This is a genomic window from Cupriavidus sp. 05T42 (assembly GCF_056396345.1).
The window spans coordinates 19,832-37,486 of record NZ_JBFTLH010000027.1; the positions used below are offsets into that span (position 1 = coordinate 19,832).

General features: G+C 67.2%; 17 protein-coding genes. 10 read left to right on the top strand and 7 right to left on the bottom strand.

Features of this window, described 5'->3' with window-relative positions; translation table 11 throughout:
- Positions 1-95 precede the first annotated feature (95 nt).
- Both AC1EJR_RS24895 and AC1EJR_RS24900 read left to right on the top strand, forming a co-directional pair.
- A complete protein-coding gene (locus AC1EJR_RS24895; RefSeq protein WP_477106222.1) occupies positions 96-965 on the top strand; it encodes a LysR substrate-binding domain-containing protein in 870 nt (289 codons plus the stop codon).
- Between the two features lie 191 nt (positions 966-1,156).
- Positions 1,157-1,951, top strand: coding sequence for a flagellar brake protein (locus AC1EJR_RS24900; protein ID WP_477147722.1), 795 nt, complete (start codon positions 1,157-1,159; stop codon positions 1,949-1,951).
- Positions 1,952-1,982: 31 nt separating this feature from the next.
- Here AC1EJR_RS24900 and AC1EJR_RS24905 read toward each other — a convergent pair whose 3' ends face one another.
- Positions 1,983-2,831, bottom strand: a complete 849-nt coding sequence (locus AC1EJR_RS24905) for an IclR family transcriptional regulator domain-containing protein (protein ID WP_092301644.1) — start codon at positions 2,829-2,831, stop codon at positions 1,983-1,985.
- 272 nt (positions 2,832-3,103) lie between these two features.
- Positions 3,104-5,476 carry a patatin-like phospholipase family protein gene (locus AC1EJR_RS24910; protein ID WP_477147723.1) on the bottom strand — a complete coding sequence of 791 codons (2,373 nt, stop codon included), beginning with the start codon at positions 5,474-5,476 and terminating at the stop codon, positions 3,104-3,106.
- 224 nt (positions 5,477-5,700) lie between these two features.
- On the opposite strand from AC1EJR_RS24910, the gene AC1EJR_RS24915 reads away from it, so the two are divergent.
- The gene (locus AC1EJR_RS24915) at positions 5,701-5,901 is read left to right on the top strand and encodes an oxidoreductase-like domain-containing protein (RefSeq protein WP_092301641.1); all 201 of its coding nucleotides are present in this window, start codon (positions 5,701-5,703) and stop codon (positions 5,899-5,901) included.
- Between the two features lie 10 nt (positions 5,902-5,911).
- On the top strand, positions 5,912-6,742 hold the full coding sequence (locus tag AC1EJR_RS24920; RefSeq protein WP_092301638.1) for an NAD-dependent protein deacetylase: 831 nt from the start codon (positions 5,912-5,914) through the stop codon (positions 6,740-6,742).
- 16 nt (positions 6,743-6,758) lie between these two features.
- Here AC1EJR_RS24920 and AC1EJR_RS24925 read toward each other — a convergent pair whose 3' ends face one another.
- The 3 genes from AC1EJR_RS24925 to AC1EJR_RS24935 form a co-directional block, all read right to left on the bottom strand.
- Positions 6,759-7,346, bottom strand: coding sequence for a DUF1439 domain-containing protein (locus AC1EJR_RS24925; protein WP_092301687.1), 588 nt, complete (start codon positions 7,344-7,346; stop codon positions 6,759-6,761).
- Between the two features lie 91 nt (positions 7,347-7,437).
- Positions 7,438-7,641, bottom strand: coding sequence for a SlyX family protein (locus AC1EJR_RS24930; protein WP_092301635.1), 204 nt, complete (start codon positions 7,639-7,641; stop codon positions 7,438-7,440).
- A 63-nt stretch (positions 7,642-7,704) separates the two neighbouring features.
- Positions 7,705-8,136 (bottom strand): VOC family protein, encoded by a 432-nt coding sequence (locus tag AC1EJR_RS24935; RefSeq protein WP_441645526.1) that lies wholly within the window; start codon positions 8,134-8,136, stop codon positions 7,705-7,707.
- Between the two features lie 286 nt (positions 8,137-8,422).
- Between AC1EJR_RS24935 and AC1EJR_RS24940 the strand changes: the two genes are divergently transcribed.
- From AC1EJR_RS24940 to argG, 3 genes are all read left to right on the top strand, one after another.
- A complete protein-coding gene (locus AC1EJR_RS24940; protein ID WP_477113837.1) occupies positions 8,423-8,569 on the top strand; it encodes a hypothetical protein in 147 nt (48 codons plus the stop codon).
- On the top strand, positions 8,566-8,943 hold the full coding sequence (locus AC1EJR_RS24945; protein ID WP_477147724.1) for a helix-turn-helix domain-containing protein: 378 nt from the start codon (positions 8,566-8,568) through the stop codon (positions 8,941-8,943). Before AC1EJR_RS24940 ends, AC1EJR_RS24945 begins: the two co-directional genes overlap by 4 nt.
- Positions 8,944-9,099: 156 nt before the next feature.
- Entirely contained in the window at positions 9,100-10,425 is a 1,326-nt protein-coding gene (argG, locus tag AC1EJR_RS24950) for an argininosuccinate synthase (protein WP_092301629.1), read from the top strand.
- A gap of 53 nt (positions 10,426-10,478) precedes the next feature.
- On the opposite strand, the gene AC1EJR_RS24955 is transcribed toward argG, so the two are convergent.
- Entirely contained in the window at positions 10,479-11,735 is a 1,257-nt protein-coding gene (locus tag AC1EJR_RS24955; protein WP_092301626.1) for an SGNH/GDSL hydrolase family protein, read from the bottom strand.
- A gap of 102 nt (positions 11,736-11,837) precedes the next feature.
- Between AC1EJR_RS24955 and AC1EJR_RS24960 the strand changes: the two genes are divergently transcribed.
- The 3 genes from AC1EJR_RS24960 to AC1EJR_RS24970 all read left to right on the top strand — a co-directional run bounded on the left by AC1EJR_RS24960 (position 11,838) and on the right by AC1EJR_RS24970 (position 17,340).
- Positions 11,838-12,752, top strand: coding sequence for a LysR family transcriptional regulator (locus AC1EJR_RS24960; protein WP_092301623.1), 915 nt, complete (start codon positions 11,838-11,840; stop codon positions 12,750-12,752).
- Positions 12,753-12,914: 162 nt separating this feature from the next.
- On the top strand, positions 12,915-13,952 hold the full coding sequence (locus AC1EJR_RS24965) for an aldo/keto reductase (RefSeq protein ID WP_092301620.1): 1,038 nt from the start codon (positions 12,915-12,917) through the stop codon (positions 13,950-13,952).
- Positions 13,953-14,301: 349 nt separating this feature from the next.
- Positions 14,302-17,340, top strand: a complete 3,039-nt coding sequence (locus tag AC1EJR_RS24970) for a transglycosylase domain-containing protein (RefSeq protein ID WP_255371002.1) — start codon at positions 14,302-14,304, stop codon at positions 17,338-17,340.
- Here AC1EJR_RS24970 and AC1EJR_RS24975 read toward each other — a convergent pair.
- Positions 17,302-17,553 carry a GlsB/YeaQ/YmgE family stress response membrane protein gene (locus AC1EJR_RS24975; protein WP_092301614.1) on the bottom strand — a complete coding sequence of 84 codons (252 nt, stop codon included), beginning with the start codon at positions 17,551-17,553 and terminating at the stop codon, positions 17,302-17,304. The genes AC1EJR_RS24970 and AC1EJR_RS24975 overlap by 39 nt on opposite strands.
- Positions 17,554-17,655 lie beyond the last annotated feature (102 nt).

Sequence of the window (17,655 nt, forward strand, 5' to 3'; positions counted from 1 at the left end):
GCGCCGCCATTCTCGCCAGAGGGAACAAGCCAGACAACCGATATATACTCGCCGAAAATGGTGAGGAAATCTGACAGATGAGCGATTTGCCGCCGATGCACTGGCTGGGCGCGATCCGGTTCTTCGAGGCCGCCGCGCGGCTTGGCAGCTTTGTGCGCGCCGCTGACGAACTCCACCTGACGCACGGCGCCATCAGCCGCCAGATCCGCCAATTGGAAGAGGCGCTGGGTGTGCCGCTGTTCGAGCGCCGGAACCGCGCGGTCTTCCTCACCGAGGCCGGCCGCACGCTCCACGCTGCCGCCACGCAATCTCTGGCCGGGCTGGCGGAGGCGGTCGCCCGGATCCGCGCGCCGGCGCCCCGGGCCGCGCTGGTGCTGTCGTGCGAGCCGACCATCGCCATGCGCTGGCTGATTCCAAGGCTGTCGCGCTTTGCCGACGCTCATCCGGACATCGCGTTGCACCTGATGGCGGCGGGCGGGCCGATCGATTTCCGGAGAAGCGGGGTGGATGTAGCGCTGCGCCGCAACGATTTCCCGTTCGATGCGCGCTGGCACACGCGCGAACTGGCGCTGGAGCGCGTCGGGCCGGTCTGCCGGCCGGACCTGGCCACGGCTGACCCGGCGGCGGTCACGCGCCTCCACACCCGCACCCGGCCCGATGCCTGGCAACGCTGGCAGCAACTCAAAGGGGATGAAAAAACCGGTCCCACCGTCCAGATCGGCCGGTCAGACCCGTGGTATGAACACTTCTACCTGAGCCTRCAGGCGGCTGCGGCCGGCCTGGGCTGGGCCATGGCGTCGCGGCTGATGGCGGCCGACGAACTCGCCGATGGCCGGCTGGCCGCGCCGTTGGGGTTTGTACCGGACGGGTCGTCCTACCACCTGATTTCGCCGGCGCCGTTCGCCCAGGATGCCCGGCTGGAGGCCCTGCACGGCTGGCTCCGCGCGGAGATGGAAACCGGCTGAAAAGGCCTTGCAACCGCTACCCCCCGGAAGTCGGTTGCTAAAGTTACGTCGTATTTTGCCGAAGGCCTAGGCATGACTTGCGCCATCCCCGGGCGGCGCTTACCATGCGGCGCTGGCCGCCGCCAGATCCACAAGCGTTGCCCGCCCCGGGCAAGACGGCGAGTAACCACTTTCGACGTAGCGTATTCCCCATGAGTGTCCAAGATTCCCGAGGGCCCGAGCAGGCCCAAAACCGGTCCCAGATCGAGGGCGAACCTGACGAGCAGGAAGGCTCGCATTCGGACGAACGCTACCGGCTCACGCATAGCTCGCAGATCGGCACGGTCCTGCGCGACCTGGCCTGGCAGAAGTGCCTGTTGAACGTGCGTTCGGCGCGCGGCTCTGAGATCGTGACGTCGATCCTGCACGTGGATCCGGCCAACCGCACCTTTATCTTCGACTGGTGCCGCGCGGATGCGGAGCGCCAGGCGCTGATGGCCTCGGACAAGAATGCGTTCTCGGGACTGCTGCGCGGCGTGCCTGTGAACTTCGTGGTCGGCGTGCCCGGCGCCACGCGCTTCGAGGGCGGGCCGGCCTTCATCGCCGATTTCCCGGACAAGCTCTACCACTTCCAGCGCCGCCGCCATTTCCGCGCGCGCACGCTGCTGACCAAGGGCTACCGCTGCCAGATCCATCTGCCGGAGACGGCCGACAAGCGCACGCTGCACCTCGATATTGCCGATCTGTCGCTGTCCGGCGCGGGCCTGCGCTCGCGCTCGGTGGGCGCTGACCAATTGCCGGTGGGCACGGTCGTCAAGAAGTGTGTGCTGGATTTTGCCGAACTGGGCCGGCTGGAACTGGACATGCAGGTGGTGGGCCACTGGCTGGTCGGCTTCGACGACAACACCGTGCACCACTACGGCTGCGCCTTCCTGAACCCGGATGGCCGCATGGAGAACTTCCTCCAGCGGCTGGTGTTCCAGCTCGAACTGGCGCACCKGGGCTGATTTTTCGGCATCGCCCCCCTGATCCGGACGCTTAAGTCCCGATCAACTTCCCGATGGCAACGGCGGCCTCCCGCATGGGGGTCAGCAGCCGCGCCACCATCTCCGCCTCGGACACCCGGGTGGCCTTCACGCTGACGCTGATGGCCGCCACCACGGTGCCCGAGAGCGACCGCACCGGCACGGCAATCGCCCGCAAACCCGGTTCCAGTTCCTCGTCGATCAGCACGTATTCCAGTTCCCGTGCGCGCCGGAAGGCTGCTTCCAGTTCCGTGCGCGAGATCTTGGTCTGCAAGGTGCGCGGACGCAGTTCGGCATGTTCGAAGAACGCCTCGAGCACTGCCTCGGGCTGGTGGGCCAGCAGCAGCCGGCCCGTGGACGTGCAATAGGCCGGCAGCCGGCTCCCCATTCCAAGTGCGTGAGTCAGCACACGTTGCACTTCCGAGCGCACCAGGTAGAGGATGTCCGTGCCGTCGAGAATGGCCAGGGCCGAGGTCTCGTGGATGCGCGTGCTCAGGTTGTCGAGGATGGGCTGCGCCGCCGAGACCAGCGACGTCGAGGAGAAATACGCGTGCCCCAGATGGAGCACGCGCGGCCGCAGCGCGAAGTGCCCATCCTGCTGGCTCACGTAGCCCAACTGCTCCAGCGTATAGAGACAGCGCCGCACCGAGGCGCGCGACAACTGCGTGCGCTGCGCCACCTGCGAGATAGTGAGTGGGCGCTTGCGTTCGGAGAAAGCCTCCAGCACCGTCAGGCCGCGCGCCAGCGACAGCATGAAATTCGGGTCGCCGGCGAAGCTGGACAGGATGTCGGCCGGCGGCCGGGCGGCGCGGACGGAGTCGGCCTGTGCAGGCTTGAGGCTGATGGGGGCGGGGGCGTCCATATGGGAATTCGGCAGGAAATACGATGCGGGGGGCGTTCGATAATCGCGCATCTTAACGTCCCACGGCGGGGCCTGCCGGGATTCGCCCAAAAAAATGTCGCCGATTGGGGCGGCGACTGGGTAAGGGGTGTCGTCCGGGACGGGGGTCCCAACGACGAGGCCAGTATAGGCAGCGGCACTTCCTGCCGACATGCCACCTCGGTGGGGGTTGGCCGTAGCGCACTTTGCGCTAGGGCCGTCACATCTCCGCAGGATTTGTCCCCTGAGTGTCCCTAAGGCTTGCCCAGGAACAGGTAGAACGCGTACTGACCGCCTGCCGCGCGGCCATAGGCGAGGTAGAACGGCCCGATCGGGCTGTCCAGGCCGAGGAAGGCGGCCCCCGACTTGAGCACCCCGGTGGGGTTGCCCGGTACCAGCGGATCGCCTACGCGGCCGACCTCCAGCGAGAACCCGGCGTAGACCCCTTCGAGGAAGGTCTGCCGCACGAGCTTGTTGTAGTAGACCATCCGCGCGAACTGGATATTGCCGCCAATCAGCTGCCCGGTGGAGTAGCCGGACTGCTGCAGGAAGCCGCCCCACTGGAACATCGCGTACGGCGGCAGCGCCGGCCCGCCCAGGTTGGAGCCCGCCCGCACGCCAAAGTTGATGGTGTTGTTGCCGAAGGAGTGCGCATAGGTGGCCGTCAGGTCGCCCTTGGTATAGGTGTCGGTGGCGCCCATTGCGCCTTGCGACGAGTAGACGTTCATCGTCGCCCCGTAGCCGAAGCGCGGGAAGTTGATGCTGTCGACCTGATCCACCAGTATCCGGGCCGTGAAGGCACGGCGCTCGATGCTTTCATGGCCCGGGTCCAGGAACGCCGGCCCGGTGGAGAGCGACGCGTTCTGGTGGCCGAGCACGAAGCCCAGGCGTCCCTCGCCATATTTGGTGATCTGCGTGCCTACATCCAGCGCCAGGTCCGTGCGGCGCAGGTCGTACTGGGCGATCCGCTGGCTGCCGCTGAAGACATTGATGGGGCGGCGTTCCAGTTCGAAGCGCGGGGCGATGAAGAACAGCTGGCGGGTGTCGAGCGGCTGGTAGAACTCGCTGGTCAGGCTGGAGGTCTGGCCCACCTGGGCGTCCGTGCGCCATTCGGCGCCGAGCGAGTTGATCCACGTGCGGCGGTAGCTCGCCAGCAGGTTGAAGTAGGCGTCGCCGCGGAAGTCGGAACTGAGGCCAAGCCCGAAGCGCAGGTAGTTGGGCCCGTACGATTTCTCGATGGCTTCCACGCCGAGCACGCGCTTGCCCGGTTCCTCGAGGAAGCGGTAGTTCACGTGCTCGAAGTCGCCGGTGCCGAACAGCCGGCGCATGTCGCGGTCCAGCGTGGCCTGCGAGATCGGCTCGCCGGGGTGGGTTTCCATCGTCGCGGCGGCAAACCCGGGGCTCACGCGCTCCATCGGCGCGAAGCGGATTTCGTCCACGGGGCGCAGGTCCGGTGGCGCCAGGTTGCGCTGCGCGGCGCGCAGGGTGGCGTACTCGTCGGGTGGAATCGCCAGCGCGGCGAGCCGGGTGTGCTGGCGCCGGGCGGCTTCCTCGCCAATCGGAATGGTCTTGGGCAGGTGGTCGAAGTCGCCGGCGGAGAATTCGCCGAGTTCGGGCAGGATCAGGATGTCCATGGGCCGCAGCGAGGCCAGCGAGCTGCGCACGTTCTGCTCGGTCAGGATGTTCAGCATCTGGCTGGTTACGCCGATCAGCGAGGTCAGGTCCTCGCGCTTCATCAGCGGCGTGCCGAGGTTGACCGCGATGACGATGTCGGCCCCCATGGCGCGCGCCACGTCCACGGGCAGGTTGTCGGTCAGGCCGCCATCGACGAGCAGCTTGCCCTGGTACTCGGTGGGCGCCACGGCGCCGGGCACGGACATGCTGGCGCGCATCACGTTCGCCAGCTCGCCCTCGGTGAACACCACGGCGGTGCCGGCGACAAGGTCGGTGGCGACGGCGCGGTAAGGAATCGGCAAGGTATCGAAATTCCGATAGCCGGGGGTGTTGGAGAGCTTGCGCAGCACCGTTTCCAGCTGCACGCCGGAGACCGCACCCTTGGGCAGCAGCAGCCCGTCCCCGCGCACGCCAATCTCGGGCGTGAACAGGTTGGTGTGGTCGTCCAGCTTGCGGCGGACGGCCAGATCCTGACGCGGTGGCCGTTCCTTGAAGAGCGCGCTGGTGGACAAGCCGCCGACCAGTTCCTCCATTTCCTTGATGCTCATGCCGCTGGCATACGCGCCGCCGACCAGCGAGCCCATGCTGGTGCCGGCGATGCAGTCCACGGGCACACGCAGTTCCTCGAGCACCTTCAGCACGCCGATATGGGCGGCACCGCGCGCGCCACCGCCGGACAGCACCAGGCAGATCTTGGGGCGGCCCACCGGGTGGGTCTTGGCCGCAGCCCCTTCGACCGTGCCGCCGGGCGTGGCCGGGGCGAGGAGGGCGGGCGCGGGGAACGGCGGATTGGGTGCGGGGACGATGTTGCTGGGGGTGTAGGCGGGCAGGCGGAGGGTCCCGCCCTGCGGCGGCGGCTCCTCGGCCGTGGCCGGGCCCGGCGCGACCGCCAGCGTGGCCAGCATCGCGGCAAGCAGGCTGCATAGGGAAGGGAGTCGCGTCGCAACGCRCATGGCAGCGTATCCGATCATCCACGCCTCAGAGGTGGCCGGCGGCAACCTTGCCACAAGGCTAGCAGCCTGCCGCCGCAATCGTGTGCGCGATGGGCCACCTTCGAAACAATTCAACATCGGATTGGAACGATGCAGATCAGGCCGGCGCCGGAGGGGCGGTCCGCGGACCGAACCGGACAGGCGGCATATACTGGCGCCGTAACATTTCCTTCAGGTCTTGAGCCGTGTCTTCCCCCGTTTCCGATGATCCGCGTCCGCTCCCGCCCGAGCGCCCTGGCGACAACGAGTGCTGCCAGAGCGGCTGCGATCCGTGCATCTTTGACTACTACAACGACGAAATGGACCGCTACCGGCAGGAACTGAGGGCGTGGGAGGCGCGCCAGGCTGCGCGCGCCGAGGCCTCTTCTACATCGTCCACCTCGTAACCCCCGGCCGGTGGAAGACCTTCTCGACTTCGTGCAGCGCCATCCGCGCCTGTTTGTGCTGACCGGCGCCGGCATCAGCACGGACTCCGGCATTCCGGGCTACCGCGACGAGCAGGGCCGGTGGCAGCGCTCCGCGCCGATGACCATCACCGCCTTCCTGAGCGGCCACGCGGCGCGCCAGCGCTACTGGGCGCGCAGTATGGTCGGCTGGCCCGTGGCGGACGGCGCGCAGCCGAACGTGAGCCATCGCGTGGTGGCGCGGCTGGGCGATGCCGGGCGCGTGGCCGGGCTGGTCACGCAGAACGTGGATGGCCTGCACCAGCGCGCTGGCAGCCAGGGGGTGATCGAGCTGCACGGCAGCATCGGCCAGGTCATCTGCCTGTCCTGTGCCACGCGCTACCCGCGCGCGGACATCCAGCGCTGGCTGTGGCAGCACAATCCCGAATTCCGCGATGTGTCGGCCCTGCCGGCGGCCGATGGCGACGCCCATCTGGAATCGCCGCTATTCGACAATTTTTCGGTGCCGGTGTGCGAGCGCTGCGAAGGGCTGCTCAAGCCCGATGTGGTGTTCTTCGGCGAATCGGTGCCGCGCGAGCGCGTGGCGGCCGGGCGGCTGGCGCTCGATGCAGCGGACGCCATGCTGGTGATCGGCTCGTCGCTGACGGTGTTCTCGGGGTATCGCTTCTGCGTCTGGGCGCACGAGCGCGGCTTGCCGATTGCCGCCCTGAACCTTGGCACCACGCGGGCCGATCCCCTGCTGACGTTGAAGGTGCTCGCGCCGATCGGGCCGACGCTGGCGGCGCTTGCCACCGCGCTGGGGCTGGAAGCCGGGGCGGGTTAGCTCGGACTACCTCGGACTAACGCAGATCGAGCTTCACCCGGATACCGTCCGCCGCGACGGTGATCGCGCCCGGCTGCACGTCCTTGCCGTTGAAGCGCAACTCCTCGGGCTTGAACGTATAGAGCGGATAGTCCTTCAGCAACTGCTGCGCCACCACCGCGCCGATGGCGTTGAGCTGCTCGTTGTACTGGCTCATGCCCTGCACCTGTACCTGCTGGACCGTGGGATTGTCGAGCAGCACGGCACGCTGCGTGGCGTCGTAGCGCACGCCGCTGTTCAGCGCCAGCGTGCCGTTGACCGGCGGGGACGGCAGGATGGTGTTGCTGATGGCCGCATCCATCTGCGTGGTGATGCGGTTGGTGGCCTCATCCAGCACCAGGCGCGGGTGCGACAGCTGCACGCTCACCAGTTCGCCATAGCGCAGCGTGGTGGGAAAGCGTTTCTCGACGGCACTCTGCAACTCGGCCTTGGTGAAGGTGTACTCGCCCGTCCATACGTTGTAGGCGGCGTGGGCGAGGGCGAAGCTGCCCAGCGCGGCGACTGCGGCCGTGGCCAGCAGCGCGCGGCGGGCGTGGAAGAAGCGATTGATCAAGGGACGGGCCATGGGCTCGGTTCGGTTGGCATCGTTGCCGGTCAGACCGGGCCCGGGGGGCATCGTTCCTGTGTGATGAGTGCGCCGCATGGCTGCTGCCGCCTCAATAGTGCGGCGGAATCTCATGCTGCGGATTGGACTCGGCGGCGGCCGAGGCACTCGTCCGGACCTGCTGGTACAGCGCCCGGAACTGGGCCTGGAGCAGGTCCAGTTGCTGCTGCTGGCGCGCGACGGCCAGGTTCAGCGTCTCGATCAGGTCTTCCTGGAAGGCGAGCTTGATCTCGAGGTCGGTCAGGCGGGATTCCATGGCATGTCTCCGGTTGGCCGCGCATTTTACGGCACGGCCATGCCGGGACAGTGCCATCGGCGCTTATTCGCTCGCCACCAGGACCATCCAGGTCACGCCGAACTTGTCCGCCACCATGCCGAAGCGCTCCGAGAAGAAGGTCTTCATCGCCGGCATGACCACGTTGCCGCCCGCGCTCAGCGCGCCAATCGTCTTGTCGACCGTCGCGGCGTCCGGCACGGTGATGGAGAGCGCGAAGCCCTGGAAGGCGGTCTGGCCCTTGCAGTCGCCATCGGACGCCATGATCGTGGTGTCCCCAATCTGCAGCGCCATATGCATGACCTTGTCATCGTTGCCGGCACCGGGCCCGCAACCGGGGCTGGCGTCCTGCGGCTCGGGGTTGTCACGGAAGCGCAGCAGCATTTCCACCTTGGCACCGAGCGCGGTCTTGTAGAACTCGGCCGCTTCCTCTGCGCGACCGTCGAAGAACAGATAGGACTGGACTTTCTTGGACATCGACATCTCCTGGTTTGGCGTTGGCCGGCGATTTGTGTACGCCGTCCACAAGAGACTAGCAAATAAAATGGACAACGTCCACATTGTTACTTTTCGTGTCCGTCACCGCCGGACACGTTTTCACGCTGGGCACCGGGCTAGGATAGGCGCTCCATGCCAGGGCGACCCGATTTCTTCCCGTCCACAAGCCGCCCTCTTCCCTGGCGTTCGTCACTCCCACCGCAATGAAATCAGCGTCCATTTCGGTTGCTAATTTTATTTGCGGATTACTTAGCGATAAGCTAATATGACGCACGTCCATGAAGTTGACCTTTCCAGACAGGCGCGCCGGGCTTTGAAGGCCAGGCCGCGCAACGTTGCCACCCAGATCCGCAGCAAGATCGACATGCTGCGGGGAATCCGTCTCAATCCGCGCGGGGGCGCCTATCAATGACCGACATCCAATTTATCKAGCAAGATGGCCAGCGGGCCTTTGCAGTCGTGCCGATCGACGTTTGGGACAAGGTGAAGCACCTGTTCGAGGATCTCGACGATGTAGCCCTGTATGACCGTGCCAAGGCGGCCGATGACGGTGTACGCATTCCGGCCGCCGTGGTCGACGCGGAGTTGGCGGGCGACCATCCAGTCAAGGCCTGGCGCGATTACCGTCGCATGACCCAGGAGGCATTGGCCCAGGCGGCCGGGCTCAGCACCCCCTACCTGAGCCAGATCGAAAACCGCAAGCGCGACGGCACCGTGGACGTGCTGCAGCGGCTGGCGCTGGCACTTGGCGTTCCCATGGACCTGCTCGTGGACGACGCCGACTGAGCGCCGAGTGAACCCCGCCCGGGCCCCGCAGTTTGGCGCTACCGCCCGGGCGTGTCACAATTCAAGGTTACGAGTTCGGGCGCCGCATCGGCTGCCGTGTGGGGGTTTCACGCGGGAGCGCCCCAAGAGCCGACAAATTCACCTAGATTTCTGGCGATGACTACCATCCTGCAGCACATTCCTTCCGGCCAGCGCGTCGGAATCGCCTTCTCGGGCGGACTCGACACCAGCGCCGCGCTCCTCTGGATGCGCCAGAAGGGCGCCATTCCCTACGCCTACACGGCCAACCTGGGTCAGCCCGACGAGCCGGACTACGACGACATTCCCCGCCGCGCCAAGGCGTACGGCGCCGAAGAAGCGCGTCTGGTGGATTGCCGCGTGCAGCTGGTGTCCGAAGGGATCGCCGCGCTGCAGTGCGGTGCATTCCACATTTCCACGGCTGGCGTGACGTACTTCAACACCACGCCGATCGGCCGCGCCGTGACCGGCACGATGCTGGTGGCCGCGATGAAGGACGATGGCGTCAACATCTGGGGCGATGGCAGCACGTTCAAGGGCAACGACATCGAGCGTTTCTACCGCTACGGCCTGCTGACCAACCCGGGCCTGCAGATCTACAAGCCGTGGCTGGACCAGCAGTTCATCGACGAACTGGGCGGCCGCGCCGAAATGTCCGAGTTCATGCGCCAGAGCGGCCATGACTACAAGATGTCGGCCGAAAAGGCGTATTCGACGGACTCGAACATGCTTGGCGCCACGCACGAGGCCAAGGATCTCGAGCACCTGAACTCGGGCATCCGCATCGTCCAGCCGATCATGGGCGTGCAGTTCTGGCGCGATGACGTGGAAGTGAAGCGCGAGGAAGTGACCGTGCGCTTCGAGGAAGGCCAGCCCGTGGCCCTGAACGGCAAGACCTTCGCGAACAGCGTGGACCTGTTCATGGAAGCCAATGTCATCGGCGGCCGCCACGGCCTGGGCATGAGCGACCAGATCGAGAACCGGATCATCGAGGCCAAGAGCCGCGGCATCTACGAAGCCCCGGGCCTCGCGCTGCTGTTCATCGCCTACGAGCGCCTGATCACCGGCATCCACAACGAAGACACCATCGAGCAGTACCGCGACAATGGCCGCCGCCTGGGCCGCTTGCTGTACCAGGGCCGCTGGTTCGACCCGCAGGCCATCATGCTGCGCGAAACCGCCCAGCGCTGGGTGGCGGGCGCCGTGACCGGCGAGGTGACMATCGAACTGCGTCGTGGCAACGACTACTCGATCCTGAACACCACGTCGCCGAACCTGACCTACAAGCCGGAACGGCTGACGATGGAAAAGGGCGAATCGATGTTCACGCCGCTGGACCGCATCGGCCAACTGACGATGCGCACGCTGGACATCGTGGACACCCGCGAGAAGCTCCAGACGTACGCGAAGAGCGGCCTGCTGTCGACCAAGACCAGCGCCGCGCTGCCGAAGCTCGAAGACTGAGCGCGGGCAGGCATCGCCAGAAAAGCCGGCAAGGGCAACCTTGCCGGCTTTTTTCATGGCTGGCGCGCAGGCAGCAGCGCGGCGGGGTCGATGGCGCCGGCCATCGCTGCGTAGCCCCGGTCGCCAGGGTGGAGGTGGTCGCCGCTGTCGAAGGCTGTCTGCAGGGCGTCCGGGCGGGCCGGGGCGCGCAGGGCGGCGTCGAAGTCCGCTACGGCATCGAAGGCGCCGCTGGTGCGGATCCAGTGGTTCACCTGCTGGCGCAGCGCGTCCTTCTCCGGGCTGGCGTAGCCGTGGATCGGCGACCCTTCCACAGCCAGCGCGTCCGCAAACGGCGTGATCGTGGCGCCGATCACGCGCACCCCGCGCCGGTGCGCGCGGTCGATCAGGGACTGGTAGCCGGCGATCAGGTCGGGGGCGGCGGGCAAGCGGGTCGTCGGCAGGAAGGTCGAGCCGGGCCAGCCGATGTCATTGATGCCCAGCGCGACGATGACCGCCTGCACGCCGGGCACATCGAGCACGTCGCGCTCGAAGCGCGCGCGGCCCGCTTCGCCCATGCCGGCGCGCAGCAGTTGCCCGCCCGAGATGCCCGCGTTGAGGACCGCGATGCCGTCCCCGGCCAGCCGGGCGGCGAGAACGTCAGGCCAGCGCCGGTTGGCGTCGGGCGTGGCGCCGTTGCCTTCGGTGATCGAATCGCCGAGCGCGACGATGACGGGCGCCGGCTGGCGGGCTTCCACCTCGATGGCGGACAGCAGCAGCCTTGCCTGGAAGGTCTCGGGCCGGGGCAGGGCGGCGTCCGTCACGTGGTGGCCATCGGCGATATAGGCGGTCTGCCGGCCATCCCAGTGGAAGGTGGCGATCCGCACCGGCGCCGGCAGGTGGAGGCTGACCGCCACCTCGGCCAGTGCTGGCACCGGCAGCGACACCGGGTCGCTGGTCGCCGTGGCGCCGGGCGGGATGGAGATCGCGGGTTTGCCGGCGAAGGTCACCGCATGATTGGTGGTCGGATCGATCACGCCGCCGCCGGCATGACGAGCGAGCTGGATGGCATCGACAGTCAGCGGCACCCGGCCGTACTGATTGGATAGCACCACGCGCACCCGACTCGCGCCGATGCTGACGCGGGCGACCTGCCGCACCGTGCGGTCATCAAGCCGGGCCGGCAAGCCAGTCGGCAAGGGCAGTTCATCAGGTCGCCAGACCGGTTGTTGGCTGGCCACCCAGGTCGGCACCCATTGCGGGGCGGCCATGGCGGGGCCGGCGGCGATGCAGCCCGTCAGGGCAACCATGCGAAGCAGCGAATAGGCAGACATCAGAAAACTCTCATCAAAGTGGGAATGGCCCCACTGTCACCTATTCCGATTCGCACGAGAACGCGGCAGAATCGCATATCAATCATTCCAATTAAGAATGACATGGACACCCTCAAGGCGATGCACGTCTTCACCCGCGCCGTGGAGCTGGGCAGCCTCTCCGCCGTGGCGCGTGAGCTGGACAGCACCCAGCCGACCATCAGCAAAACCGTAGCCGCGCTGGAGGCGGACCTTGGTGTGCGGCTGCTCGAGCGCAGCACCACCCACTTGCAGCCGACCGAGGCCGGCCGTCGCTTCTATGCCCATGCCCTGACCGTGCTCGACGCCTATGCCGAAGCCACCGCCGATGCGCGCGGCCGGGCGGATCGTCCCGTGGGCAAGGTGCGCCTCAGCGCGCCGGTCAGCTTTGGCGTGCTGCGGCTCAATGCACTGATCCTCGATTTCCTCGCCCGGTATCCGGAGGTCGATGTCGAACTGGTCTTCGACGACCGTTTCGTCGATCTGGTGGAGGCGGGCGTGGACGTGGCGGTGCGGCTCGGCGCGTCGCTGCCGCCCAATGTGGTGGCGCGGCGCATCGCGGTGTCGCCGCGCGGACTCGTGGCCGCCCCGGGCTACCTCGCGCGCCATGCCCCGGTGCGGCAGCCGGCCGATCTGGCCGGTCACGACCTGCTGCGCTTCACCTGGCTCGCCGCCGGGGACGAGATCGTGCTGACCGATACCCACGGCAACGCCGCCAAGGTGGACGCGCCGTGCCGCTATCGCGCCAACAACTCGCTGGCCATGCGCGAGAGCTTCCTGGCGGGCGCCGGGTTTGGCCTGACGCCGGCCTGGCTCGTGCAGGACCTGCTCGACACCGGCGCGCTGACCCCGGTGCTGCCCGGCTGGCAGGGCCCGGCGCAGGATGCCTATCTGGTCTATCCGTCGCGCCGCCACCAGCCGGCGCGCACGCGGGCGCTGCTGGCCTTCCTGGCCGAGCGGGTGCCGGCACTGCCCGGATTCCACCCTGTGGAAGCCTGAATCGACAGGGGTACTGCCCCGAAGTCACCCGAAAGCGCCCGAAAGCGCCTCTAGCGGCGCGTCGCCTGCAAGCCCCGCCACATCGGCGCACAATGCGCGCTGGCGGTCGCGCAGGCGCCGCCAGACCCTTTGCTTCGGCCTCGACTACCCTGGGAATTCGCCATGCCAGATTTCACCATGCAGTACCGCCGCCTCGGCGCCAGCAACCTGAAGGTTTCCGCCCTGTGTCTGGGCACGATGATGTTCGCCGACCAGACCGACGAGGCCGAGGCCGCCCGCATCGTGGGCAGCGCACGCGACCACGGCGTCAATTTCATCGACACCGCCGACGTCTACAGCAAGGGCGGTTCCGAGCAGATGGTGGGCCGCCTGCTGATCGCCGACCGCCACGACTGGGTGCTTGCCACCAAGCTGGGCAACCTGATGGGCAGCCGTCCGAACCAGTCGAACTATTCACGTACGTGGATCCTGCGCGAGGTGGAAGACAGCCTGCGCCGGCTGGCCACCGACTATGTGGACATCCTCTACCTGCACCGCGACTTCGCCGGCGCCAATCTTGAGGAACCGGTGCGCGCCATGGGCGACCTGATCCGCGCCGGCAAGATCCGCTACTGGGCCGTGTCGAATTTCCGCGGCTGGCGTATCGCCGAGATCGCCAACCTGTGCGACCGCCTGGGCGTGCCGCGCCCGGTGGCCTGCCAGCCGTACTACAACCTGCTGAACCGGATGCCGGAGGTGGAAATCCTGCCGGCCTGCGAACATTTCGGCCTGGGCGTGGTGCCTTACAGCCCGATCGCGCGCGGCGTGCTGACCGGCAAGTATTTGCCGGGCCAGAAGCCGGACGCGGACAGCCGCGCCGGCCGGGCGGACCGGCGCATGATGGAAACCGAGTTTCGCGAGGAGTCGCTGGTCATCGCCCAGCAGCTCAAGGCGCATGCCGAAGGGCGCGGCATCACGCCGGGCCAGTTCGCCACGGCCTGGGTGCTGGCCAACCCGATCATCAGCAGCGTGATCGCCGGGCCGCGCACGCTGGCGCAGTTCGAGGACTACTTCGGCGCAGTGAACGTCGCGATTTCGGCGCAGGAAGAGGCGCTGGTCGATAAGCTCGTGCCGCGCGGCCATGCTTCCACGCCCGGCTACACCGATCCGAGCTATCCGTTCGGCGGGCGCCCGGTGGCATCGGCGGCGGCATCGGCATAAGCCGGTCAGTGCAAAACTGACATGGCCGCACCGCCCGCGTGTGACGCGCGGGCGGCTCGCGGCACCCGTGTGGCGTGCCGGCCCGCCACGTGTTGCGTGCCGGGCACGGCGCCGCAAGAAATTCCGTGTTTGAAAGCGTGCGCCAGCCCACTTCGGCATGCCACTCCACGCTGGTTGCTAGTAATATCAATACAGGCCGTCGCACGCCGATGCTGGCGCGGCAGCCTGCAATGAAAAAGCTGGTGGCGCCCCGGAACTGGTGGGCGCAAGCGCAACCGGATGCCGAAACGTGTCACGTCGTCGCTGGATTCTCGCTGGCTTGGCGGTTGCCGTATGTGGCGGCGCCTACATGGTTGTGACCCTCGTCACGCACGAGGTTCGCACGTCGCAATGGCAGGCTCTGTACATGAGCCGGCTGGGCAAGTCGTTGACCTACGAAATCCAGCCCGGCGCGAGCGACAGCATCCGTTATCCCCATTCCGGTCCGTACGACGAGCGCCTGGGCTACGAGCGCCTGCCCGAGTTCGGCGAGCGCCTGCTGCGGCACGGGTTTGCCACGAGCGCGCAGGTGCGCATGTCGCCGGATCTCGTCCGGCTGATGGACGAGGGCATCTTTCCGCCCTACCGAGAGAAAAACCAGGCCGGCCTGATCGTGCGCGACTGCAACGCGCTGACGCTTGCCTTCGAACGCTATCCCCAACGCCAGTACGATAGTTTCGACGCGGTGCCGAAGGTGGTGGTGGCGTCGCTGCTCTACGTCGAGAACCAGAACCTGCTCAATCCCGAGTATCCGATGATGAATCCGGCCGTGGACTGGCGCCGGTTCTCGCGCGCGGTGCTCGACCAGGCCGTGAAGCTGGCCGACCGGCACCACGACTCGGCCGGCGGCAGCACGCTCGCCACCCAGATCGAGAAATTCCGCCATTCGCCCGAGGGGCGGACCCAGTCGATTCCAGACAAGTTCCGCCAGATGACCTCGGCCTCGCTGCGCGCCTATGTCAACGGTCCCGACACCCAGCGCGCCCGCGAAAACATCGTGCTCGACTACCTGAACACGGTGCCGCTCTCCGCGCGCGTGGGGCATGGCGAGATCAACGGCATTGGCGACGGGCTGTACGTCTGGTACGGCGAGGACTTCGGCGAGGTCAACGCGCTGATCCGCAACATGGACCCGCGCCGCCCCACCCCGCGCGAGGCCCAGGCGTACAAGCGCGCGCTGTCGCTGATCGTCTCGCAGCGCCGGCCGTCGTATCACCTGCGGCGCGACGATACCAACCTGGACGCGCTGACTGGCAGCTACCTGCGGCTGCTGGCGGCCACCAATACCATCACTCCGGAGTTGCGCGACGCCGCGCTGGCGCAGTCGCTGGACAAGGCGGCCCCGCCGCAGCGGCCCGACCCGGCGCCCTGGGTGACGCGCAAGGCGGTCAACCAGGTGCGTAACGATGTGTCGCACCTGCTGGGCGTGGACAGCCGCTACGCGCTGGACCGCCTCGACCTGACCGTCGACAGCAGCATCAACCGTGAAGTGCAACGCATGGTCACGGACACGCTGCTGCGCATCCGCAACAAGACCGATGCCCACGAGATGGGCCTGTACGGCAAGAACCTGCTGCGCGAGGGCGACGACCCGTCGCGGCTCGTGGCCAGCTTCACGCTGTTCGAGCGCGTGGGCAACGCCAGCCTGGTGCGGGTGCAGGCCGACAATGTCGACCAGCCGTTCGACATCAACGCGGGGGCGCGGCTGAACCTGGGCTCCACCGCCAAGCTGCGCACGCTGGTCACCTATCTGGAAGTCATCAACGAGATCTACGATCGCCACGTCAGCCTGAGCCGGGCCGAGCTGGCCGCGATCCAGGTGCCGCGCCAGGACGCGCTGACCCGCTGGGTGATCGACACGCTGATCAAGGCCAAGGCGCCGGCCGAGCGCTCGCGCGGGGCCATCCTCGAAGCCGCGATGGAGCGCAAGTATTCGGGCAATGCCGGCGAGGCGTTCTACACCGGCGGCGGCATGCAGAGCTTCACGAACTTCGAGAAATGGGAGGGCGAGCGCCAGATGACGGTGCGCGTGGCCTTCCAGCATTCGGTCAATCTCGTATTCATCCGGATGATGCGCGACATCGTGAAGTACGAAGTCCACCAGGCCCACCCGGAAGCCACCGCGCTGATGGAGGATCGCAGCGACCCGGGCCGCCGCCCGTACCTGGAGCGCTTTGCCGATGAGGAAGGCAGCTCCTATATGACGGCGTTCTGGCAGCGCTACCGGGGCAAGACTTCGGATGAGCGTTTGAACGTTCTGCTAGGTCGCGTGAAGCAGCCGACGCCCTACCTTGGGGCCGTGCGCCTCTCGGTGACGCTGCTGAGCGCCCGGCCGGCCACCGATTTCGACACCTACGCCGGCCTGGTGCGCGCACGGCTGCCCAAGCAGAAGCAGCCGTCCGAGGAAGACCTGCACAAGCTCTACGACAAGTACGGGAAGGACAAATTCGACCTGAACGACCGGGGCTACCTGTCGCGCATCCATCCGCTGGAACTGTGGATGGTGGAATACCTCGGCAACAACCCGGATGCCACGCTGAGCGAGGTGCTCAAGGCCAGCGCGGACGAGCGGCAATACGTCTACAAGTGGCTGTTCAAGACCCGCAGCAAGCTGGGGCAGGACGCCCGCATCCGCACGCTGCTGGAGAAGGAGGCGTTCGACAAGGTGGCCAAGCGCTGGCAGCGCCTCGGTTATCCGTTCGATTCGCTGACGCCGTCGTACGCCACGGCCATCGGTGCCTCGGGTGACCGCCCGGCGGCGCTGTCGGAGCTGGCCGGCATCATCCTCGGCAATGGCGTGGATGCCCAGCCGTCCACGATCCGCACGCTCGCCTTTGCCGCCGACACCCCCTATGCCACGACATACGCCCTGCGCCCGGGGCCAGGCAAGGTGCTGATTGCGCCGGAGATTGCCGCGCTGGTGCGGCGTTCGATGTTCGATGTGGTGGAGAGTGGCACGGCCAAGTCGATCCGGGGGGCCTTCACGCCGGTCAGCCGGCCGGGGCAGCCCGGCGCGCCACTGATGATTGGCGGCAAGACCGGTACGGGTGACCAGCGCTTCCAGACCTATGGTCCGGGCGGGCGCGTAATTTCGTCGCGCTCGGTCAACCGGTCGGCCACCTTCGTGTTCCTGCTGGGGGACCGCTATTTCGGCACGGTGACGATCCACGTGCGCGAGCCGTACGCGGCGCGCTACGCGTTCACGAGCGCGCTGGCCGTGCGCGTGCTGCGTTCGGTGGCGCCGCAGGTCGCGGCGATGGCCGCCCCGGGCAGCACCACCGCGCTGCAGCGGTGCGGCAAGGAAGGCGCTTCAGTTCTTACGGCGAACCAGGTCGTATATCACCAGTAGCACGATGGCACCGATGACCGAGGCAATCCATCCGGCGGCCTCGCCCGGCTGGTAGTACCCCATCGACCGGCCGATGTAGCCGGCCGCCAGCGCGCCAAGCACGCCCAGCAGGATCGTCATGATCCAGCCCATCTTGTCGTCGCCAGGTTTGATGGCGCGGGCGATGAGCCCCACGACAAGTCCAACCAGCACAGTACCGAGGAATGCCATCATGGTGCGCTCCCGTAGCAGTGGATGAGGCGGCGTGTGGCCGCCGGAGCATCATGCCATGAATCGATGACGGGTGGCGCATGGTGTTCTCCCCGCTCCCTCCGG